The organism is Myxococcus sp. AM009 (assembly GCF_013372605.1).
GTDB classification, from domain to species: domain Bacteria; phylum Myxococcota; class Myxococcia; order Myxococcales; family Myxococcaceae; genus Myxococcus; species Myxococcus vastator.
Map to the genome: position 1 here is coordinate 47,502 of NZ_JABXEP010000027.1, position 20,266 is coordinate 67,767.

19 protein-coding genes are annotated in these 20,266 nt (G+C 69.7%); 5 read left to right on the plus strand and 14 right to left on the minus strand.

From position 1 onward, the window contains the following. Positions 1–64 precede the first annotated feature (64 nt). The gene (gene proS / locus HV824_RS09605; RefSeq protein WP_205507569.1) at positions 65–1,516 is read left to right on the plus strand and encodes a proline--tRNA ligase; all 1,452 of its coding nucleotides are present in this window, start codon (positions 65–67) and stop codon (positions 1,514–1,516) included. Positions 1,517–1,519: 3 nt separating this feature from the next. Here the strand turns inward: proS and HV824_RS09610 are convergent, their stop codons facing one another. After that, positions 1,520–2,752, minus strand: coding sequence for an adenylate/guanylate cyclase domain-containing protein (locus HV824_RS09610; protein ID WP_176423134.1), 1,233 nt, complete (start codon positions 2,750–2,752; stop codon positions 1,520–1,522). 121 nt (positions 2,753–2,873) lie between these two features. Here HV824_RS09610 and thpR point away from each other — a divergent pair, with 121 nt between their 5' ends. The 3 genes from thpR to HV824_RS09625 all read left to right on the plus strand — a co-directional run bounded on the left by thpR (position 2,874) and on the right by HV824_RS09625 (position 6,238). After that, positions 2,874–3,443, plus strand: coding sequence for an RNA 2',3'-cyclic phosphodiesterase (thpR, locus tag HV824_RS09615; RefSeq protein ID WP_176423135.1), 570 nt, complete (start codon positions 2,874–2,876; stop codon positions 3,441–3,443). Positions 3,444–3,506: 63 nt separating this feature from the next. Further along, entirely contained in the window at positions 3,507–4,124 is a 618-nt protein-coding gene (locus HV824_RS09620; RefSeq protein ID WP_176423136.1) for a YiiX family permuted papain-like enzyme, read from the plus strand. A gap of 53 nt (positions 4,125–4,177) precedes the next feature. Continuing rightward, complete coding sequence (locus HV824_RS09625) at positions 4,178–6,238, plus strand: putative metal-binding motif-containing protein (RefSeq protein ID WP_176423137.1); 2,061 nt, start codon at positions 4,178–4,180, stop codon at positions 6,236–6,238. A gap of 6 nt (positions 6,239–6,244) precedes the next feature. On the opposite strand, the gene HV824_RS09630 is transcribed toward HV824_RS09625, so the two are convergent. The 9 genes from HV824_RS09630 to HV824_RS09670 form a co-directional block, all read right to left on the minus strand. Continuing rightward, a complete protein-coding gene (locus tag HV824_RS09630; RefSeq protein WP_176415683.1) occupies positions 6,245–7,012 on the minus strand; it encodes a methyltransferase domain-containing protein in 768 nt (255 codons plus the stop codon). A 99-nt stretch (positions 7,013–7,111) separates the two neighbouring features. Then, positions 7,112–7,828: a hypothetical protein gene (locus HV824_RS09635; protein ID WP_217917248.1), complete on the minus strand. Its 717-nt coding sequence runs from the start codon at positions 7,826–7,828 to the stop codon at positions 7,112–7,114. A 151-nt stretch (positions 7,829–7,979) separates the two neighbouring features. Then, a complete protein-coding gene (locus tag HV824_RS09640; protein ID WP_176415681.1) occupies positions 7,980–8,735 on the minus strand; it encodes an ABC transporter ATP-binding protein in 756 nt (251 codons plus the stop codon). Next, a complete protein-coding gene (locus HV824_RS09645) occupies positions 8,732–9,616 on the minus strand; it encodes an ABC transporter ATP-binding protein (protein ID WP_176415680.1) in 885 nt (294 codons plus the stop codon). Before HV824_RS09645 ends, HV824_RS09640 begins: the two co-directional genes overlap by 4 nt. After that, on the minus strand, positions 9,613–10,677 hold the full coding sequence (locus HV824_RS09650; protein ID WP_176423138.1) for a branched-chain amino acid ABC transporter permease: 1,065 nt from the start codon (positions 10,675–10,677) through the stop codon (positions 9,613–9,615). The genes HV824_RS09645 and HV824_RS09650 overlap by 4 nt, the downstream gene beginning before the upstream one ends. After that, positions 10,677–11,597 carry a branched-chain amino acid ABC transporter permease gene (locus tag HV824_RS09655; RefSeq protein WP_176415678.1) on the minus strand — a complete coding sequence of 307 codons (921 nt, stop codon included), beginning with the start codon at positions 11,595–11,597 and terminating at the stop codon, positions 10,677–10,679. Before HV824_RS09655 ends, HV824_RS09650 begins: the two co-directional genes overlap by 1 nt. Next, positions 11,597–12,802: an ABC transporter substrate-binding protein gene (locus tag HV824_RS09660; protein WP_176423139.1), complete on the minus strand. Its 1,206-nt coding sequence runs from the start codon at positions 12,800–12,802 to the stop codon at positions 11,597–11,599. Before HV824_RS09660 ends, HV824_RS09655 begins: the two co-directional genes overlap by 1 nt. Before the next feature lie 123 nt (positions 12,803–12,925). Then, the gene (locus HV824_RS09665) at positions 12,926–13,645 is read right to left on the minus strand and encodes a YsnF/AvaK domain-containing protein (RefSeq protein ID WP_176415676.1); all 720 of its coding nucleotides are present in this window, start codon (positions 13,643–13,645) and stop codon (positions 12,926–12,928) included. Between the two features lie 35 nt (positions 13,646–13,680). Next, the gene (locus HV824_RS09670; protein WP_217917249.1) at positions 13,681–14,055 is read right to left on the minus strand and encodes a hypothetical protein; all 375 of its coding nucleotides are present in this window, start codon (positions 14,053–14,055) and stop codon (positions 13,681–13,683) included. 338 nt (positions 14,056–14,393) lie between these two features. Between HV824_RS09670 and HV824_RS09675 the strand changes: the two genes are divergently transcribed. Beyond that, on the plus strand, positions 14,394–15,266 hold the full coding sequence (locus HV824_RS09675) for a YsnF/AvaK domain-containing protein (protein ID WP_176415675.1): 873 nt from the start codon (positions 14,394–14,396) through the stop codon (positions 15,264–15,266). Positions 15,267–15,321: 55 nt separating this feature from the next. On the opposite strand, the gene HV824_RS09680 is transcribed toward HV824_RS09675, so the two are convergent. The 4 genes from HV824_RS09680 to grpE all read right to left on the minus strand — a co-directional run bounded on the left by HV824_RS09680 (position 15,322) and on the right by grpE (position 19,948). After that, the gene (locus HV824_RS09680; RefSeq protein WP_217917250.1) at positions 15,322–16,767 is read right to left on the minus strand and encodes a serine/threonine-protein kinase; all 1,446 of its coding nucleotides are present in this window, start codon (positions 16,765–16,767) and stop codon (positions 15,322–15,324) included. Between the two features lie 96 nt (positions 16,768–16,863). Continuing rightward, positions 16,864–17,160, minus strand: coding sequence for a hypothetical protein (locus HV824_RS09685; RefSeq protein WP_176415673.1), 297 nt, complete (start codon positions 17,158–17,160; stop codon positions 16,864–16,866). 71 nt (positions 17,161–17,231) lie between these two features. Further along, positions 17,232–19,055, minus strand: a complete 1,824-nt coding sequence (gene dnaK / locus HV824_RS09690) for a molecular chaperone DnaK (RefSeq protein ID WP_176423140.1) — start codon at positions 19,053–19,055, stop codon at positions 17,232–17,234. 5 nt (positions 19,056–19,060) lie between these two features. Next, positions 19,061–19,948 (minus strand): nucleotide exchange factor GrpE, encoded by an 888-nt coding sequence (gene grpE, locus HV824_RS09695; protein WP_176423141.1) that lies wholly within the window; start codon positions 19,946–19,948, stop codon positions 19,061–19,063. Positions 19,949–20,266: the final 318 nt, after the last annotated feature.

A 20,266-nucleotide genomic window follows, 5' to 3' on the forward strand; every position in this document is an offset into this window, starting at 1 on the left:
GGGTGACGGGGCCGTTGATTTCCGGGTGGGCCCGGCGTAGGCAACCGTCCTCTTTCCACGACTTTTGAAGGGTGCTCCGCACATGGCCGAGAAGCTCACGCCCCGCGAGAAGGGCTTTTCCGAGTGGTACGTCGACCTGGTCCAGAAGGCGAAGCTCGCCGACTACTCGGACGTGAAGGGCTGCATGGTCATCCGGCCCAACGGCTATGCGCTGTGGGAGAACATGCAGCGCGTCCTGGACACGAAGTTCAAGGACCTGGGCCACAAGAACGCCTACTTCCCGCTGCTCATCCCCGAGAGCTACCTGAAGAAGGAAGCCGAGCACGTCGAAGGCTTCAACCCGCAGCTGGCCGTCGTCACCCACGCGGGCGGCTCCAAGCTGGAGGAGCCCTACGTCATCCGGCCCACCAGTGAGACCATCATCAACCGCAGCTTCTCCAAGTGGATTCAGAGCTACCGGGACCTCCCGATGCTGCTGAACCAGTGGGCGAACGTGATGCGCTGGGAGATGCGCACGCGCCTGTTCCTGCGCACCACCGAGTTCCTCTGGCAGGAAGGCCACACCTGTCATGAGACGGAGGAGGACGCGGAGAAGGAGACCCGGCAGATGCTGGAGGTCTACCGGACCTTCGCCGAGGACTACATGGCGATGCCGGTGCTGACCGGCCAGAAGTCGGAGTCCGAGCGCTTCGCCGGCGCGCTGCGCACCTACAGCATCGAAGCGATGATGCAGGACAAGAAGGCGCTGCAGGCGGGCACCAGCCACAACCTGGGCCAGAACTTCGCCAAGGCCTTCGACACCCAGTTCCAGGGCCGCGACGGCAAGATGCACCACGTGTGGCAGACGTCCTGGGGCGTGTCCACGCGCCTCATCGGCGGCCTCATCATGACCCACTCGGATGACGCCGGCCTCATCGTCCCGCCGAAGCTGGCGGCCACGCACGTGGTCATCATCCCCATCTTCGGCAAGGCCTCCGACGCGGAGAAGGCGCAGGTGCTGGAGAAGACGAACGCGCTCGCCGCGGACCTGCGCAAGGCGGGCCTGGGCGTGGTGCTGGACGACGACGACACCAAGAGCCCGGGCTTCAAGTACAACGAGCACGAGCTCATCGGCACGTGTCTGCGCATCGAGCTGGGGCCCAAGGACCTGGCGAAGAACTCCTGCGTCATGGTCCGCCGCGACGTGCGCCAGAAGGAGTTCGTGTCGCTGGACGAGGCCGTGTCCAAGGCCCAGGCCATGCTCGACGCGATGCAGAAGGACCTGTTCACCAAGGCCAGGGACTTCCGCGACTCGCACACCTTCGAGGTCAACTCCTACGAGGAGCTGAAGGAGAAGGCGGACCAGGGCTTCCTGCTGGCGCACTGGAACCTGGACCCCAAGGTGGAGGCGCGCATCAAGGAGGAGACGGGCCTGACGACGCGCTGCCGTCCCTTCGACCTCAAGCAGGAGCCGGGCAAGTGCGTCGTCACCGGCGAGCCTTCGCCGGGCCGCATCGTCTTCTCCAAGTCGTACTGAGCCTCAGCCTGCTACGCGCAGGCCCGGCTTGCCAGGCAGGAAGGTGGCGACGGGCTCCGCCTTCCCCGCCACCGGCAGGGGCGCCGCCGGCTCGAACTGGAAGGCGCCCCCGCAGCGCGCCTGGGTGGCGCCGGACACGAGCATGGCGACGCCCACCTTCTTGGTGAGCCCCTCGATGCGGCTGGCCAGGTTCACCGCGTCGCCAATCACGGTGTACTCGCGCCGCTGCGCGCTGCCCACGTCCCCCACCACCACGCGCCCGGTGTGGATGCCAATGCCGATGCGCAGCGGCTCCTCGCCCCGGCGGGCGCGCTCGGCGTTGAGGGACTCCAGCGCCTCCAGCATGGCCAGCCCGCAGGCCACGGCGGCCTGGGGATGTCCGGGCAAATCCAGCGGCGCGCCAAAGTACGCGAGGATGCCGTCGCCGATGAACTTGTCGAGCGTCCCTCCATGGCGGAACACCACCTCCACCATGCGGGACAGGTACTCGTTGAGCAGCGCCACCACGTGCGGGCTGTCCATGCGCTCGGACATGGAGGTGAAGCCGCGGATGTCGGAGAAGAGCAGCGTCACCTCGCGGTGCTCGCCGCTGCCCGCCTCGGTGCCACGCTCGGCGATTTGACGGGCCACCTCCGGGGAGAAGTAGCGGCCCAGCCGCTCGCGCTGCACCTCCTCCTGCGCCACCTCCTTCACCAGCCCCATCACCTGCCGGCCAATGAAGGACGCCGCGAGCGCCGCCAGCGTCAGCACCAGCACCATGCCGGAGAGGAACGTATCCGGGGGCAACCGGGCCTGGAACAGGAGCCAGCCTTCCAGCCCGATGGCCACCAACGTGGCCAGCGCCACGTAGCGGCGCGACAACGTCAGCAGCGCCACGATGACCACCAGGGTGATGAACACGCCCAGCGTCAGCAGCGCCGTGGTCCCCGGCGACGCCGAGCCCTGGATGGACAGCCACTGGAGCAGGCAGACGGCGGGCATGTCGATGAGCGTCACCCCCAGCGCGGGGCGCCGCCCCAGCGAGGCCAGGCGCCGCGCGCCCAGCCACAGCCCGAAGGCCAGCAGCAGGTAGGCCGCCAGCGCCCGGGGCGGCACGCGCCAGTCGTCCAGCCAGGCCACCAGCAACCAGCTCGCCGTCGCAGCCACGCGGACCCGGTTGAGCCACTCGCCGACCTGCGCGCGCCAGCCGTTCAGTCGCTTCTGGAGGGTCTCATCGACGGGGAGGCGCGTCGGCATCGGACGGGGACGGTAGCCCAGCCGCCTCGCCGCCTCCACTCCGAGCCCTGCCCTTCACCCGTATGCTGAAGTGACGCCTGGGACGTCCTTTCGTCCCATTCGCAGTCAGGAGCCGTGCGCCATGCGCCTGTTCACCGCCGTCACCCTGGGGGCCGACATCGAAGCGCGCGCCACCCAGGAGCTGCACCGGTTGCGGCCCCTGGCCCCCCAGGCCCGCTGGGTGAAGCTGGAGGGTCTCCACCTCACGCTCGTGTTCCTGGGGGACGTGGAGGACGCACGCCTGCCCGCCCTGCGCGAAGCCCTGGCGCCGGTGGGCGCGCGGCATGCGCCCTTCGCGCTGTCTGTCACGGGCGGCGGCGCTTTTGGCGTGCCCGCCCACCCGCGCGTGCTCTGGGCGGAGGTGTGCGGCGCCACGGACGCGCTGAAGGCCTTGCAGGCGGACACCGCCCAGGTGCTCCAGCCGCTCGGCTTCGAGCCCGAGCATCGCGAGTACACCGCGCACCTCACGCTGGCCCGCGCGAAACACCCGCGTGGAGACGCCGCCCTCCTCGCCTGCGTCCAGGCGCTGCAGGACACGTCACTGGGCGAGGGGCGTGTGGACCGCCTGGTGCTCTTCGAGAGCAAGGGCGGCCATTACCTGCCCCGGATGGAGGTGCCCCTCACCCGCGCGCTGGGGAGCGGCGCCCCGTGACGACTGGCATCCAGGCTGCATCCTGTACTCCGGAGACAGTCAGGCACCTGAAAGGACGGGGCAATGCAGTGGAGGGTCATGCTGCTGGTGTGGTTCGGGGTCCACAACGCGGTCGCGGCGCCACAGGAGGACCTGGTGGCCCGGTTGCAGACGGGAGACATCGTCCTGCACACCTCGCGCTCCTCGCAGTCGCAGGCCATCCAGAAGGCCACGCGGAGCCCCCTGTCCCATGTGGGCATGGTGGAGGTGACCGACCGGGGCGCGTGGGTCGTGGAGGCCGTGCAGCCGGTGCAGCGAATCCCCTTCTCGAAGTGGAAGGCCCGAGGCGTGAAGGGCGGCATCCTCGTCCTACGGCCTCGGGAGCTGAGCGCCGCGCAGCGCCAGCAGGCGGTGACGGCGGCCAAGGCGCACCTGGGCAAGCCGTATGACTGGCACTTCGGCTGGGGGGACGACGCGATGTACTGCTCGGAGCTGGTGCGCAAGGCCTACTCCCAGGGTGCGGGCGTGGATTATGGGAAAATGGAGCGGCTGGACTCGCTCCGTGTGAAGGGCCTGGAGCGGAAGCTCCGCGAACGTTACGGGAAGCGGGTTCCCCTGGATTTGGAGCTGGTGACACCCGCCAGCATCGCAGTGGATGTACGCCTTGAGGTGGTCCACTCCGACTTCCCGTCCGTGAGGTAGGCGCGGGCTCGCGAGGATGCAGCGGCGGGGCACGGACGCGATAGAGTGTCCGCATGCGACGCGTTCTGGTGCTCCTCCCTCTCCTCGCGCTGGCCGGCTGTAAGAAGGACGAAAGCCCCGGCGCGGCCAAAGTCACGGTGGGCTACTCCGGCTTTCTGCCTGGCTGCGTGCAGGTGAACGCACGCGACGAGGGCAGCGGCAAGGAGCTCACCACCACCCTCGCCGGCAAGGGTGACCGCTCGGGTGGCTCACTGACGGTCGCGGTGATTGCCCCCGGCGGCTGGGGCACGGCCATCCAGGTGGAGGCGCGCGCCTTCGAGCAGACCTGTGAGGCCGCGAGCCCCGTGGTGACGCGGTCGACGTCCGTGACGCTGACGCCGGGAGCCCCCGTTCCGGTGGCCCTGTCCCTCCAGGCGACGGATGGGGACGGTGACGGGTACGTCTCCGTGCTCACGGGCGGTACGGACTGCAATGACGCCAGCCCGAACATCCACCCGGGCGCGACGGAGCGCTGCAACGACGTCGACGACAACTGCAACGGTCAGTCGGACACGGTGGAGCTGAGCCTGGGCGGGAGCTGCACGGAGGCAGAGGGATGCGAAGGCGTCCGCGCGTGCGACGGGAACGGAGAGGTCCGCTGCAACATGCCGCTGGCCGCGTATGCCTACCCCGACGTGGACCAGGACGGGCACGGCGACCGGAACGCCGCTCCCGTCGCCTTCTGCGCCGGTATCGCGCCGGGCTATGTCACGGGTCCCGCGGACGACTGCAACGACAACAACGCCAGCATCCGGCCGGGCGCGACGGAGCTCTGCAACGGCGTCGACGATGACTGTGACGACCAGATTGACGAGACGTTCCCCGACCTCGGCACGGCGTGCACCGCGGAGGCCCAGTGCGAAGGCGTCTACGTCTGCGACGCCTCCGGCATCGCCACCACCTGCCAGGCCACGACGACGCCCGGCGACTGGTTCCTGGACGGCGACGGAGACACCTTCGGTGATGGCACGGCCGTGTCGTCCTGCGTCTCGCCCGGCGAGGGCTACGTCAGCACCGGCGGCGACTGCAACGACGGCAACCCGTTCACGTACCCTGGCGCCCCGGAGCTGTGCGACGAGTTGGATAACAACTGTGATGGGAACCCGGAAGGCCCCGGCGTGTGCCCGGGCGACAGTGCCGACTGGTTTGCACGGACCGTGGGCGCGACCGACCAGGAGTGGCGCTCCATCTTCACCGAGGTCCCCGGTGATGTGACTGCCGTGGGCAACCAGGGAGGCACCGCGGTGCTCACTCCAGGTTCCTCCACGTTCCAGACGAACGCCTCCAACTGCGGTGACAGCAACAGGGGCTGGAACGCCATCTGGACGGACATGGCCAACCAGGGCCGCCTCTACCTCGGCTCGTCGGGAGGAAGCCTCACCTTCCTGGACAGGTCGCAGAATGCCTGCACCGAGACGCATGACATGACCCGATGGATCCGAGGGCTCGTCGGCTTCCGGAACGCAGGCGTCCTGGAGATTCATGGCGTCACCGAGAACTCGGGCTCATCGAACCAAGGCCTGACATTCACGTGGACCGGAGAGACCGGCGCGAGTGCGCTGAGATTCGGAACCACCACCGTCGGGCCGCTGTACGACATCCACGGCCGTTCGCGGTCAGCGCTGTTCACGGTCGGCGGCTTTGACGGAGGAAATGAAAGACCTCGAATCTATCGTTTCAACACCAACACCAGTCAGTGGCAGTCGGAGAACACGGAGACCGCAATCCCAGAACTGGGCCGCCTCCGCGGCGTCTGGGTGGTGAATGACAAGCTCGCCTTCGCCGTGGGTGACTTCAGGAGCGGTCAGAACTCCGTGCTCCAGTGGAACGGCAGCACCTGGAGCAGGATGTCCTTCCCCACGACGCACAACGAAAGCCTGACCTCCGTCATCGCCTTCGGTGCGAAGTCGGTCTACGTCACCGCGTACAACGGCCGTATCTACCGGTACGACGGCACGGGGTGGGAGATCGTCTACGAGGACACGAACCTCCGTTTCAACGACATCGCCGGCACCAGTCCCGCGGACCTCTGGGTCTCGGGCAACGCGGGCCAGATTCTCCACTGGCCCCAGTAACCCGGCTCACCTCACCCGCCGCGCCACCACGAAGCGGCGGGTGAACGGGAACGGCGTCCCATACGGCTGCGCGGGATAGGACTCACGCAGCAACGGGCGCAGCGTCTCCACGAACGCGCGCGCCTCCTCCTCCACGAGCGCCGCGAGCACGGGCCGCAGCGTCGTCCCCAGCAGCCACTCCAGCACCGCGTCCTCGCCCGGGAGCACGTGCAGGTACGTCGTCTCCCAGGCCTCCACCGTCAGCCCCAGGCCGAACAGCCAGGACGCATACACGGACAGGGACTCCACCGCCCCGCCCCGCACCGGCGCCAGGGCAGCAGCGAAGCGCGGCAAGGCCCGCACCGCGTCGACGCGCTGGTGCGAAGGCGCATCGAAGTTGGCCGGCACCTGGAAGGCCAGCACCCCGCCGGGGGCCAGCTTCGCCACCAGCCGCCCGAGCAACGCCTCAGGGTCCGGCAGCCAGTGCAGCGCCGCGTTGGACACGAGCACGTCCAGCGGCGCGGGAGGCGCCCAGCCCGCGAGGTCCGCCACCTCGAAGTGCACCGCGTCCACGGGCGCACCGCGGCGGGCCGCCTCAATCATCTCCGAGGACGCATCCACGCCAGACACCCGGGCGGACGGCCAGCGCTCAGCCAACAGGCGCGTGAGGTCCCCGGTTCCACAGCCCAGGTCCGCGACCTGCGTGGGCGACGCCGCGTCCACCCGGGCAAGCAAATCGAAGAAGGGACGCTTTCGCTCATCGCGGAAGCGTGAGTACTGCGCCGGGTCCCACATGGCGGCCTCCAGTCACCGGAGAGCCTAACGCCCAGAGTCCCTCAGCGTGGCATCGTGGGACACGCTCCCTCAACGGAAGCGTGTCCCCGGACCCGCGAACTAGTTGGCGCTGCCGGCGTCCGCGGCGCCTTCCATGGCGGCGCCGTCGCCCACGTCCGCCGTTCCGGCGTCCGTGCCACCATCCGCGTCGGCGGTCGCGCGCTCAATCTTCGGCGGCGGGTTCACCAGCGTGAGCGAGGCGAGGAACTCGTCCGCGCCCGGCGCGCCGATGGCCGCGTTGTAGACGGTGATGAGGTTGTAGACGCGCGGCCCCACCAGGAAGCTGCGGCCCTTCACCTCGCCGCTGGGCGACGCCAGCACGTACGCCTTGCCCGGGTAGCCCTCCAGGGTGATGTCCTCGGAGCTCTTCAGCTCGCCGCCCACCTGCCCGGCGATGCCCTGGATGCCACCGTTGATGAGCGCCTCGGCGGGGACGGTGGCCACGAAGGCCTCCGGGTAGTCCACCGCGTTGACGATGTAGCTGACACCTTCCTCATTGGCCGCGTACGTCACGAGCGTGGCCTTGTCCGTCCGCTTCGGCAGGGCGGCCTCGCTGCGCTGCGCCTGCGGCGGAGGGCCCGGGAGCTTCACGGTAAAGCCCTCGGGAGCGTCCAGCATGTTGAACGCGACGGCGGGGGGCGCGTCTCCACCCTCGTTGGCGACCTCCTCGATGGTGGAGGTGGCTTCCTGGGGCCCGGTCTTCTGCTGACCGGCGCACGCGGCGGCAATCAGCGACAGGGTGGCGAGGCTGGCGACAAGGCGGGACAACGGGGACATGGGCACACTTCCTGAGTGTGGTTGAACGCAGCGCGTCGAAGGACGCTAGACGAACTTCCTGGTTGCTGACTACCCGACTTTGGGAGGGGAGCCAGTTTCATTGCGCGCCGGACTCTACCGGAGCGTCGGCGGGAGGACGTAGTGCCCCCCATCACTCGCCGAGATACGCACGCCGGACCTCCGCGCTCTCCAGGAGCGCCTTGCCCGGCCCCGCCATCACGACCTCGCCCGTCTCCAACACATAGCCATAGTGCGCCGCGTTGAGCGCCAGGTGGGCGTTCTGCTCCACCAACAGCACGCTCACGCCCGTGGCGTTCACCTCGCGCAGGGTGCGGAAGATGGCCTCCGTCACCTGCGGCGCCAGCCCCAGCGAAGGCTCATCCAACAGCAGCAACTGCGGCTTGCTCAAGAGCGCGCGGGCGATGGCCAGCATCTGCTGCTCGCCGCCCGACAGCGTCCCGGCCAGCTGCTTGCGGCGCTCCTTGAGCACCGGGAAGAGCGTGAAGCTCTTCTCCAAATCCGCCTGGATGCCGGAGGTGTCCGTGCGCAGGTACGCGCCCAGCTCCAGGTTCTCCTGGACGGTCATGTTGGGGAACACGCCCCGCCCCTCCGGCGCGTGCGCCATGCCGCGCGGCACCAGTTGGTGCGCCTTCAGGGCCGTGGTGTCGTGCCCGTTGAACTGGATGCGTCCGCCGCTGGGCTTGAGCATGCCGCTCACCGCGCGCAGGGTGCTCGTCTTGCCCGCGCCGTTGGCGCCGATGAGGGCCACCACCTCGCCCTTGCCCACCGTCAGCGACACACCCTTGAGCGCCTGGATGGCGCCGTAGTGCACCTTGATGCCGTCCACCGACAACAGCGGCGGGAAGGCCTGGCGCTCGCCCAGCGTCTTCACCTGCGCGTCGCTCACGCCGCCCCTCCGTGGCTCTCCAGATAGCTGTCGCCCAGGTACGCCTCGATGACCTTCCGGTCGCTGCGCACCTGCGCCGGCGCGCCCCGGGCAATCGTCTCGCCGTGGTCCAGCACGGTGATGGATTCGCAGATGCCCATGACCAGCTTCATGTCGTGCTCGATGACGAGCACCCCCAGCTTGAAGTCGTCCCGCAGCTTGCGGATGAGCACCATCAGGTCCGCCTTCTCCCGGGTGTTCATGCCCGCCGCGGGCTCGTCCAGCAGCAGCACCTTGGGCTGCGTGCCCAGCGCGCGCGCGATTTCCAGCCGGCGCTGCTCGCCGTAAGGCAGGTTGCGCGCCTCCTCGTCGCGGCGGTGCGACAGGCCCATGACCTCCAGCAGACGCTCCGCCTGCCGCGTCAACTCCCGCTCCTCCTGCTGGAAGCGCGGCGTCAGCAGCAGCGCGCGCCACCAGTCGCGGTAGTTGATGAAGGCGCCCTTCATCTTCGCGCCCAGCCCCACGCCTTCGGGGTGCAGCGCGCCCTGCGCCCGGCACGCCACCTTCACGTTGTCCAGCGCGGTGAGCGCGCGGAACAGGCGGATGTTCTGGAAGGTGCGCGCCAGTCCCAGGTGGTTGATTTGATGCGGCAGCCACCCGTTCACCCGCTGCCCGCCCACGCGGACCTCGCCCTGGGTGGGCTGGTACACGCCCGTCAGCACGTTGAACGCCGTGGACTTGCCGGCGCCGTTGGGGCCAATGAGGCCCTGCAAGTCGCCCTGCCGCACGGAGAGGTTGAAGTCCGTCAGCGCCTTGAGGCCGCCGAACTGGATGCTCACCCCCTCCGCCTGGAGCAACGGCGCTCCGGCCTCCGCCTTCGTCTCCTGCACGGCCGCGCTCACGCCAGCCCCCTGCGCTTGCGCGGAATCCACCGCGGCAGCACGTCCCAGATTTCCTTCGTCCCGAACAGGCCCTGGGGCCGCGCCAGCATCAGCACCACCAGCAGCAGGCCGTACACGGGCATGCGAATCTGGTCCACCTTCTGCGCCAGGCTGCCTTCGGCCCCCAGCACGGTGAACAGCGAGCGCATGCCTTCGGGCAGCAGCGTGAGGAACGTGGCCGCGACGATGGCGCCCGTCGTGGAGCCCAGGCCGCCCAGCACCACCATGACGACGATTTCCATCGACTTCACGAAGGTGAAGGAGCCGGGGTTGATGATGGGCACGAAGTGCGCGAACAGCGCGCCGGCGATGCCCGCGAAGAACGACGAGATGACGAACGCGCGCACCTTGTAGCCCGTGGTGTCCACGCCCATGGCCTCGGCGGCGACCTCGTCCTCGCGGATGGCCCACAGGCTGCGGCCGTGGCTGGAGCCGGTGATGCGCCGGGCCACCAGCACCGTGAGGAACACGAAGAAGTACACCATGGCCGGCGACGACGTCTGCGGGATGCCGGACAGGCCCAGCGCCCGGCCGAACGCGTCCGTGTTCTGCACCACCACGCGGATGATTTCGCCGAAGCCCAGCGTGACGATGGCCAGGTAGTCCCCGCGCAGCCGCAGCGAGGGCAGGCCCACCAGGAAGCCGCACAGCGCCGCGGCCAGGCCGCCCACCAGCAGCGACAGGACGAAGAACACCTGGTCGCTGACCGCCACCGGCAGGAAGGAGAGCGCGATGTCCTTGAGGTTCAGCGACAGGACGCCGGAGATGTAGGCCCCCACCGCCATGAAGCCCGCATGGCCAATGGAGAACTGCCCCGTCATCCCGTTCACGATGTTGAGGCTGACCGCGAGGATGATGTTCACCCCCACCACCGACAGCAGGTAGGAGGCGAAGGGCGCATCACTCATCAACCACTGGAACAGCGCCAGCACCGGCAGCGCCAGCAGCACGGGCAGCAGGCCGCGCAGCGACGCGGGGACGACGGAGCGGGGCTCGGGGAGGGGGATCGCCGGAGTCTCCATCAGACCTTCTCCGCGGCGACGCGGCCGAAGAGGCCGCCCGGCTTCACCAGCAACACCAGGATGAGGAAGCCGAAGGCCACCGCGTCACGCCAGGTGCTGGCCGCGTAGCCCACCACGAACTCCTCCACCAGGCCCAGCACCAGCCCGCCCACCACGGCGCCCTGCACGTGGCCGATGCCACCAATCACCGCCGCCACGAAGGCCTTGAGGCCCACGTACAGGCCCATCAGCGGGCTGACCGACGTGTCCTTGATGGCGTAGAGCAGCCCCGCGCCCGCCGCCAGCGCGCTGCTCAACATGAACGTCAGCGCGATGACGCGGTCGGTGGGGATGCCCATCAGCGCCGCCACGCGGTGGTCCCAGGACACCGCGCGCATGGCCTGGCCGAAGCGCGTGCGGAACACCAGGTACTGCAGGCCCACCATCAGCGCCACGGCGATGCCAAAGCTGATGACCTGCCAGTTCCACACCACCACGTCCCGGTCGCCAATGACGAGCCACTCCACCGGCGCGATGACCTCCGGGAAGGCCCGCGGCGCCGCGCCCGGCAAGAAGCCGATGTCCAACTGGAAGCCGTAGGACAGCGCGAAGGAGATGCCGATGGCGGTGATGAGCGCGGTGAGGCGCGGCTTCTCCCGCAGGGGGCGGTACGCGAAGCGCTCGATGAAGAACCCGAGCAGCGCGCAGCCCAGCATGGCCACCGCGAACACGACGGCCACGCCCAGCAGGGAGCTGCGCATGTCGCGCCCGAGCGCGAACGCGGTGGCGTAGCCCATGTAGACGCCGACCATCATGACGTCGCCGTGGGCGAAGTTGATGAGCTTCAGGACGCCGTACACCATCGTGTAGCCAAGCGCGACGAGCGCGTAGATGGTGCCAGCGGCCAGGCCGTTGATGAGGTGTTGGAGGAGCTGCGCCATTAGGGATTGATGGTCGTGACGTACTGCGTCTTGCCGTCCTCGACCTTGAGGACGACGGCGGACTTCACGGCGTTGCGCTGGGCATCCAGTGTCACCGTGCCCGCCACGCCCGGGAAGTCCTTCGTCTGGGCAATGGCGTCACGCACGGCCGGGCCGCTCAGGTCCTTGGCGCGCTCCAGGGCGGCCACCGCCACCCGGGCCGAGTCATACCCCAGCGCGGCCAGGGCGTCCGGCACCGCGCCGTACGCGGCCTTGTAGTCCGCGATGAACTTCTGCACGCGCGGGTCCGGGTTGTCCGGCGAGTAGTGGTTGGAGAAGTAGCTGCCCTCGATGGCGCTGCCACCCAGCTCGAAGAGCTTCTCGGAGTCCCAGCCGTCGCCGCCCATCAGCGGCACCTTCAGGCCCACCTCGCGCGCCTGGCGAGCGACGATGCCCACCTCGCTGTAGTAGCCCGGGACGTAGATGCCCTCCGGCTGCGACTTGCGGATGGCGGTGAGCTGGGCGCGGTAGTCGGTGTCGCCCTGGCTGTAGCTCTCCACGGCCGTCACCTTGCCGCCCAGCTCCGTGAACTTGCGCGTGAAGACGTCCGCCAGGCCAATGGAGTACGCGCTCTTGTTGTCCTGGAGCACCGCCACCTGGTTCAGCTTCAGGTTCTCCCGCGCGAACTTCGCCATCACGAAGCCCTGGAACGGGTCGATGAAGCAGACGCGGAAGATGTAGTCACCCTTCTCGGTGACGGTGGGGTTGGTGGAGGACGGCGTAATCATCGGCACGCCCGCCGCCTGCGCCTTCTCCGCCATGGCCAGCGAGTTGGACGACGCCACGTCACCGAGGATGAGCACGACCTTGTCCTGGGTAATCAGGCGCGTGGCGGCCTGGGCGGCCTCCTCGGGCTTGCTCTGGTTGTCGTAGACGCGGATGGACAGCTTCTTGCCCTTCACCCCGCCCGCGGCGTTGGCCTCCTTGAGGGCCAGCTCGATGCCGTTGCGCGTGGAGATGCCGAAGGTGGCCTGGCCACCGGTGAGCGAGCCCACCTGCCCCAGCAGGATGGTGTTCGCGTCCGCCGGAGCGTCCCCGGGCGCCGCCCCCTGCCCCTGCGCGGCCTGAGCACCTCCTTCACCTGAAGGAGCAGGCTGCGTCTTCTTCTCGCAAGCGGCCGCCATGACGGCGAGCGCGGCGAGGAGCATCGGGGCAAGTCGTCGCATGCAGGGCTTCCCTTCGCGGAAACAGACACGGCAAAGCCCTGGTTTTCTAGGGGACACCTCTCCATGGGTCAAGCTCGCAGCCGTCCCGTGCCCCCGTCACACACCCCCTGTGCGGCGCGTCAGTCAGGAGTGCAGCCCGTCCAACGGGCCGTCGTGGAGCACCTCGCCCTGCTCCTCCACCTCCGCCGTCTCTTTCCGAACGGTGGCGTGGACCTGCCGGAGCACCTCGTCGGTGTACCGGGAAACCGCAACCTCCTGCCAGACATGAACCGACTTGGCGACCTCCACCCGCTCCTCGCGAAGGGGGATGACGAAGGTGCCCGCCTCGAAGGGCACCAGCCCCTCCAGCACCGGCCGGGCGGACGCCGCGGCCTCCGGCGCCGGCGCGCCCTCGGCGTCCACGGCCTGCTCGGACACCCGCTCCACCACCAGCTCCTCGCGGCGCACGGGGACGGAGAAGTGCCGCACCTCCGTGCGCACCACCTTGTGGATGCGCACCTGCCCCGCCTCGCGCACCACCACGTGCGGATGGGCCTCCTCGTGGGCCAGGGGCACCACGAGCTCGCCAGGCGTCGCGAACTCGGCGGAGAGCACGGCTTCGGGGTGACCTGACCGCGCCTGCTCCGACGCTTCTTCCGTCGTCGCCACCTCGTCCCGCGTCAGCCCCAGGTGCACGTCCTCTCCGCGCACGTCCACCACGTCGCCGTAGCGCGCGGCGAAGGACCTCAGCCGCAGCAGCCCCCCTTCGATGGCGAAGGTCTCCCCGCCACACCCCACCACGGTGCCCAACCGGGTCCCATCCGCGGTGAAGACCCGCATCCCTTCCCGTACGTCCGTGCGCATCGGAGGACTCCTCTCGTGTGATGTGGTCCGCTGGCTCATGACAGCGTGGGCGACTCGGGCTCGCTCCAGGGATGCTCCCGGCCATTCGGTCCGCGCCGGAGCACCCGCTCCAGGGGCGCGCGGGGGCGCTCCAGGCCGGCCTCCAGCGCCGCGGGCATGCAGGCAGCGGACGGCGGGGCAGGCACCAGGGTCAGAGGCGGCCGGAGCCGGCTGCGCGCGAGCCGGCCCGCCACCAGGGCGCCCAGCATCCCGGAGGCGCAGGCCACGCCCACCACGGGGCCTCGCAGGTCCGGGCGGAGCAACCGGTGGATGCCACGCACCATCAGGTGCGCTCCCACGCCCGCGGCGGCGCCTCCCACCCACGAGTCACTCCATCGCCACGGCACCCAGGTTCCCTGCCTGCTCCTCATGACGGTCTCCCGTTGGGTGCTCACGACACGCGGTCCAGACGCACCTCGCCTGAAGATGGGGTGGACCGCCGCGCCCTGAGAAGCCCCGGGCACCCGCCGCCGGCTCGGTGACACCCGGGCAGGCGAAAGGACAGGCGGGCGTTCGGGCGGGCAGGCACGGTGCCAAGCCAACCGGCACTGCGTCCTCGGCCCCTGTCACCGGGACCGAGCGCTCACACCTTCCATGATGACCGGGGTGGAAACCCCAGGGCCTCGCGCTCGCATGCGGGGCCTCCACCAGCGCCGGGGCTCAGGGTGTGGCCAGCAGGTCCACCCGCCCCGGTCACGAGGAGCCAGCCATGTACCAACGCAGCGACATCAAGGAAGGGATGGTCGTCCGCAGCATCGACGGCGAGAAGCTCGGCAAGGTCTTCGCCGTCGGTGAGAGCGAGTTCCACATCGAGAAGGGCCTCTTCTTCCCGAAGGACTACCTGGTCCGGTACTCGGAGGTCAGCCGCATCGACGGCTCGGAAATCATCCTCAGCCACGGCAAGGAGGCGCTGAGCCGGCTGACGGATGAGGACCGCACGGGCGCCATCGCCGGCACGGGGGGCGGCGCGGGCGTGGGCCCGGGCGCGGTGGGCATGGGCGCCGACCGGACCGCGGCCCGCGCCAGCACGGGCATGGACGCCACCTCGGACACCGTGGGCCGCAAGGGCACCTACGACACGGGCTACGACACACGCCTGGGCACGGATGCCCGCTCCGGCGCGGGCACGGACACCGCGGTGGGCACGCGGGGCATCCATGGCCGCGAGGAGGACGTCACCATCCCCCTGCACAGGGAGGAGGTGGACGTGCTCAAGCGGGACGTGCAGGCCGGTGAGGTCCGCGTCCACAAGGACGTGGTGGAGGAGGACCGGGAGGTGGACGTCCCGGTGCGCCGCGAGCGCGTCCGCGTGGAGCGCCGGGACGTGAGCCCGGGGCGCCCGGCGATGAACGCCTCGTTCCAGGAGGAGACCGTCGTCGTCCCGCTGCGCGCCGAGGAGGTCGAGGTCCAGAAGCGCGCCGTCGTCGACGAGGAGGTCGTCATCCACAAGGACGAGGTCGACGAGCAGCGCCACATCTCCGAGCACGTGCGGCGGGAAGAGGTGGACATCCGAACCGAGGGTGAGGAGCCCGCGCGCACGCTGAACGCGCCCTCCGACGACCCGCTCAAGCGCGGGTACTGAGCGCGCCGCCCGGGCCCCTCCTTCTCCCGAGGGGGCCCGGCTTCCACGCGCACCGTCAGGGCGAGGACTTCACGAGCGGCGGGCGCATGATGGGCGTCTCACCCAGGGCCAGCCCGCCCTGGGGGACGTGCCCGGCGGGCGGGCGCCCCAGCTGCTGGAACTCGCGATGCCGGTCGGGGAAGTGCCGCTCCATGAGCCGCGCCAGCTCCGAGTCGCTCGCCGGACGGCAGGCATCCGCCAGCCGGTCCGCCATCTCCCGCGCGCTGCCAAAGCGGGCCTCGGGGCGCCTGGCCAGCGACGTCTCCAGCACGCTCCACAGCGCCCGGGAGATATGCGAAGGCCGCGGCGGAAGGGGCTCGTCGCAGATGGCGTGCATGGTGGCCAGCTCGTCGGGCTTCTCGAAGGCCCGCGCGCCGGTGAGCGCCTGATAGAGGACGAGCCCCATGGCGAACAAGTCACTGCGCGCGTCCAGCTTCATGCCGCGCGCCTGCTCGGGGGACATGTACAGCGGCTTGCCCTTCACGATGCCCGGCAGCGTCACCGTGCGCTGGGCGCGGGCCTTGGCCACGCCGAAGTCCAGCACCTTCACCCGTCCGTCGAACCCCACCATGAGGTTGTGCGGGGACAAGTCCCGGTGCACCAGCTCGAGCGGCGCGCCGTCCTCGCCCTGCAGCGCGTGCGCCGCGTGCAGCCCCGCCAGCCCCTGGCACACCACGCCCACCGCGTGCGCCGTCTCCAGCGGGCCCTTGGCCGCGCGCAGGAGCCGCTCCAGGTCCACGCCGCGCACCAGCTCCATGGCGATGTAGTACGCGCCCTCGGCCTCGCCGAAGTCGTAGACGTGCACCAGGTTGGGGTGGGCGAGCCGCAGGCCGATGCGGGCCTCGTCCAGGAACTGCTGGACGACGGAAGGGTCCGAGGACAGGTGCGGGAGGATGCGCTTGAGGGCCACCAGCCGGCCCAGGCCCTCCGGGCCCCGGGTCCGGGCCACCAGCACCTGCGCCATGCCCCCGGTGCCCAGCGGCGTCACCACCTCGTAGCGGCCAATGTGCCCGCGCGACGCCGGAGGCGGCTCCGTGGTGAGCGCGTCCAGCCGCGCCAGCGCGCCCTTGCCGTCCGTCAGCGCGAGGAAGCCCAGTACGGCGGTGTCGAGCTGCTCGCCAATGGCCTCCACCAGCTTCATCACCAGGCCGCCGCCGCCATCGAAGGTGCCCTCCACCACCAGCCCCAGGCCCCCCAGCACCAGGCTGCCCAGGGCCAGCCGCGCGCAGAAGAGCGTCCGGCCGTCCTCCAGCTTGCGGACCCCCTGCCAGTGGGCCGCCTCCAGGACGTCCACCCCGGGCTCGCCCAGCACCCGCGTCAGCACCGGGCCCCGCGTCCCCCGCAGGGACACGAAGCCCGCGCGCGCATGCACCAGCCGGGCACACTGCGTGAGAAACACGTCGAGCCCGGAGTCCAGGTCCAGGCCCCGCTCCAGGCAGTCCTCCAGGATGACGTCGGCCATCCGATGCACGGAGACCAGACCGCGGAGAAAAACGACCTCTTCCTCTAATGAGGGAAAATCCACGGGGGCATTCAACACCGGAGCCGCCCCAGGCGGCTACACGCGCTCCCGGTCCTTCAACGGCGCCACGGCCGGGAGGCGCTCGGGCGCGCTGGCACGGAGCGACACGGGCAGGTGGTCATCCATGAGGCCGTGCGCCTCCAGCAGGCGCTCCATGTGCGCCACGCGCTCGCGGAGCAGCCGGACCTCCATGCCGCCGTGCTGGGCCTCCTTCAGCCGGATGAAGGCCTCCACCAGGGGATTGAGGGAGAAGCGGAGGGTGAGCCCGAACAGGGGTACCCCCACCACCATGGCGGTGATGAGGAACTTGATGATGGCTTCGGTGACGTCCATTGATGCGCTCCAGGGGGGACTGACTGCGCGGCAGGCAGTCTACGCTGGAGCGCGGAGGTGATTGCGAGCGCTCAGCTCGCCTGCCCCGTGTAGATGGCGTCCGCGATGCGGTAGGCGCTGCCCTCCAGGCGCTGGAAGGACTCCTTGAGGACCGCCACGTCGGAGGTGTTGAGCACCTCCCTGAGGCGCTCCAGGTCCACCTTGATTTCCTCGCGGTCCTTCTCCGACAGGAGGCTGGCGTACTCCTCCAGGCTCTTCTCCGTCGTGTAGATGAGGCCGTCGGCGTTGTTGCGCAGCTCCGCCAGCTCCTTCTTCTTCTTGTCGTCGGAGGCGTGCGCCTGCGCGTCGGAGATCATCCCCTGGATCTCCGCCTCGGACAGGCCGGAGTTGCTCACCACGCGCACCTGCTGGACCTTGCCGGTGCCCAGGTCCTTGGCGCTGACGTGGACGATGCCGTTGGCGTCGATGTCGAACGACACCTCGATTTGCGGCACGCCGCGCGGCGCCGGGGGGATGCCCACCAGCTCGAAGCGCGCCAGCGTCTTGTTGTCCGCCGCCATCTCACGCTCGCCCTGGAGCACGTGCACGCTCACCAGGGGCTGGTTGTCCACGGCGGTGGAGAACACCTGGCTCTTCTTGCAGGGGATGGTGGTGTTCTTGTCGATGATTTTGGTGAACACGCCGCCCGCCGTCTCGACGCCGAGCGACAGCGGCGTCACGTCCAGCAGGAGGACGTCCTTCACCTCGCCCTTGAGCACGCCGCCCTGGATGGCCGCGCCCACGGCGACGACCTCGTCCGGGTTGATGCCCTTGTGCGGCTCCCGGCCGAAGAACTCCTTCACCTTCGCCTGCACGCGCGGCATGCGCGTCATGCCGCCCACCAGCAGCACCTGGTTGATCTGCTGCGCGGGAATGCCCGCGTCCTTCAGGGCAATCTTGCAGGGCTCGATGGTGCGGTCGATGAGGTCCGTCACCAGCGCCTCGAAGGTGGCGCGGTCCACCGTCTCCGTCAGGTGCTTGGGACCGGAGGCATCGGCGGTGATGAACGGCAGGTTCACCTCCGTCTCCGGCGCGCTGGACAGCTCGTGCTTGGCGCGCTCGGCGGCCTCCTTCAGGCGCTGGAGCGCCATGCGGTCCTTGCGCAGGTCCAGCCCGTTGTTGGCCTCCGCGAAGCGCTTGGCCAGGTAGTCGATGAGGCGCTGGTCGAAGTCCTCGCCGCCCAGGAACGTGTCGCCGTTGGTGCTCTTCACCTCGAACACGCCGGCGTTGAGCTCCAGGATGGAGATATCGAAGGTGCCGCCGCCCAGGTCGTAGACGGCGATGCGCTCGGTGCCACCCTCCTGCACCTTGTCCAGGCCGTAGGCCAGGGCCGCGGCGGTGGGCTCGTTGATGATGCGCAACACGTTGAGCCCGGCGATGCGGCCGGCGTCCTTGGTGGCCTGGCGCTGGCTGTCGTTGAAGTAGGCGGGGACGGTGATGACCGCCTCGGAGACCTGCTCACCGAGGTAGTCCTCCGCCGTCTGCTTCATCTTCATCAGGACGATGGCGGAGACCTCCGGCGGGCTGTAGCCCTTGCCGCGAATCTCCACCCACGCGTCGCCGTTGGGGCTGGAGGCCACCTTGAAGGGCGACACGCCAATGGCCTTCTTGGCCTCGGGCGAGTCGAGCTTGCGGCCGATGAGCCGCTTCGCCGCGAAGACGGTGTTCTCCGGGTTGGTGATGGCCTGCCGCTTGGCGATCTGCCCCACCAGGCGCTCGCCGGAGTCCGTGAAGCCCACCATGGAAGGCGTGGTCCGGCTGCCTTCGCTGTTGGGGATGACCACCGGCTCGCCGCCCTCCATGACGGCGACGCACGAGTTGGTCGTCCCAAGGTCGATTCCAATCACCTTGCCCATGTTGGTTACTGACTCCCCCCGGAAGAGTTCTCGGACTGCGCGGGCGCGGCGGGCGCCTCGGTGTCGGTCGTGGCGGGCTCGGCGGCGACCGGCGGCTCGGCGGCGGCGACCAGCGGCTCGGCGGCGGCGACCGGCTCAGCCGGCGCGCGCGCGACGACGACCATGGCCGGACGCACCAGCCGTTCATTCAGATAGAAGCCGCGCACGACCTCGTGGGCCACGTGGCCGGCGGGGACGTCCGCCGTCTCCACCTGCTGGATGGCCTCGTGGAGGCGCGGGTCGAAGGGCTGCCCCTTGGCGCTGAAGCCCTTCACGCCGTGGCGGCCCAGCGCGTCCTCGAAGGACTTGCGCGTCATGGCCACGCCCTTCTCGAAGCTGTCCAGGTCCGGCGATTTGGCCGCGGCGTCGAGCGCGCGGTCCAGGTTGTCCAGCACCGGGAGCAGGTCCTTGAGCAGCTTCTCCGCGCCGAAGCGCTGGACCTCCTCCTTCTCCTTCTGCGCGCGCTTGCGGTAGTTCTCCAGGTCCGCGGCGTGACGCACGGTGCGCTCCTGCGCCTCCTTCGCCCGCTCGTGAGCCTCGCGCAGGCGCTCCATCGTCTCGCGCCCCTTGGCCTGGCTGAACTCGAGCTGGGCCTGGAGGGACTCCACCTCCTGGCGGAGCGCGGCCACGTCCTCGGACGGGGGCGCCTCGGCGGCGGAGGCGGGAGAGGCGGTGTCTTCGGGGGACGGGGACGCTTCGGCCTCCACCGGGGCGGATGGGCTGGAAGCCCCCACCTCGATGACGGTGACTTCGTCCTCTTCGTCCGAGTGACGCTCGACGCTGCGAACCGCCGCGTCGATGACGTCCTGCCCGATATCTGTCTGGATTCTGCTCTTGTCGTTCGAGCCGGCCACGGCGCGTACTATCTCACGCGCCGCGGGACCTTCCAAATGTCGAGAAGGACGAAGGAAACCGGCCTGCCCCCGGGCAGGCAGGCTTCACGTTCAGCGGAACTTCACGCTCCGGCGGTGGGCTTCTTCGGCCGGCCAATCGTCTTCTTGGAACCCGAGACAGCCTTCTTCGCCGTCTTGGTGGCGGGGCTCTTGGCGGCGGCGACACCGTGTAGCGCAGGGGCGGCTCGCCCCCGGAGGCGGTGAACATGGCTTCGTAGGCAAGGCCCACCGTCGTCGGAGACAGCTCGACCGCAGGCAGACGGGGTCCCCCCGAGGGGC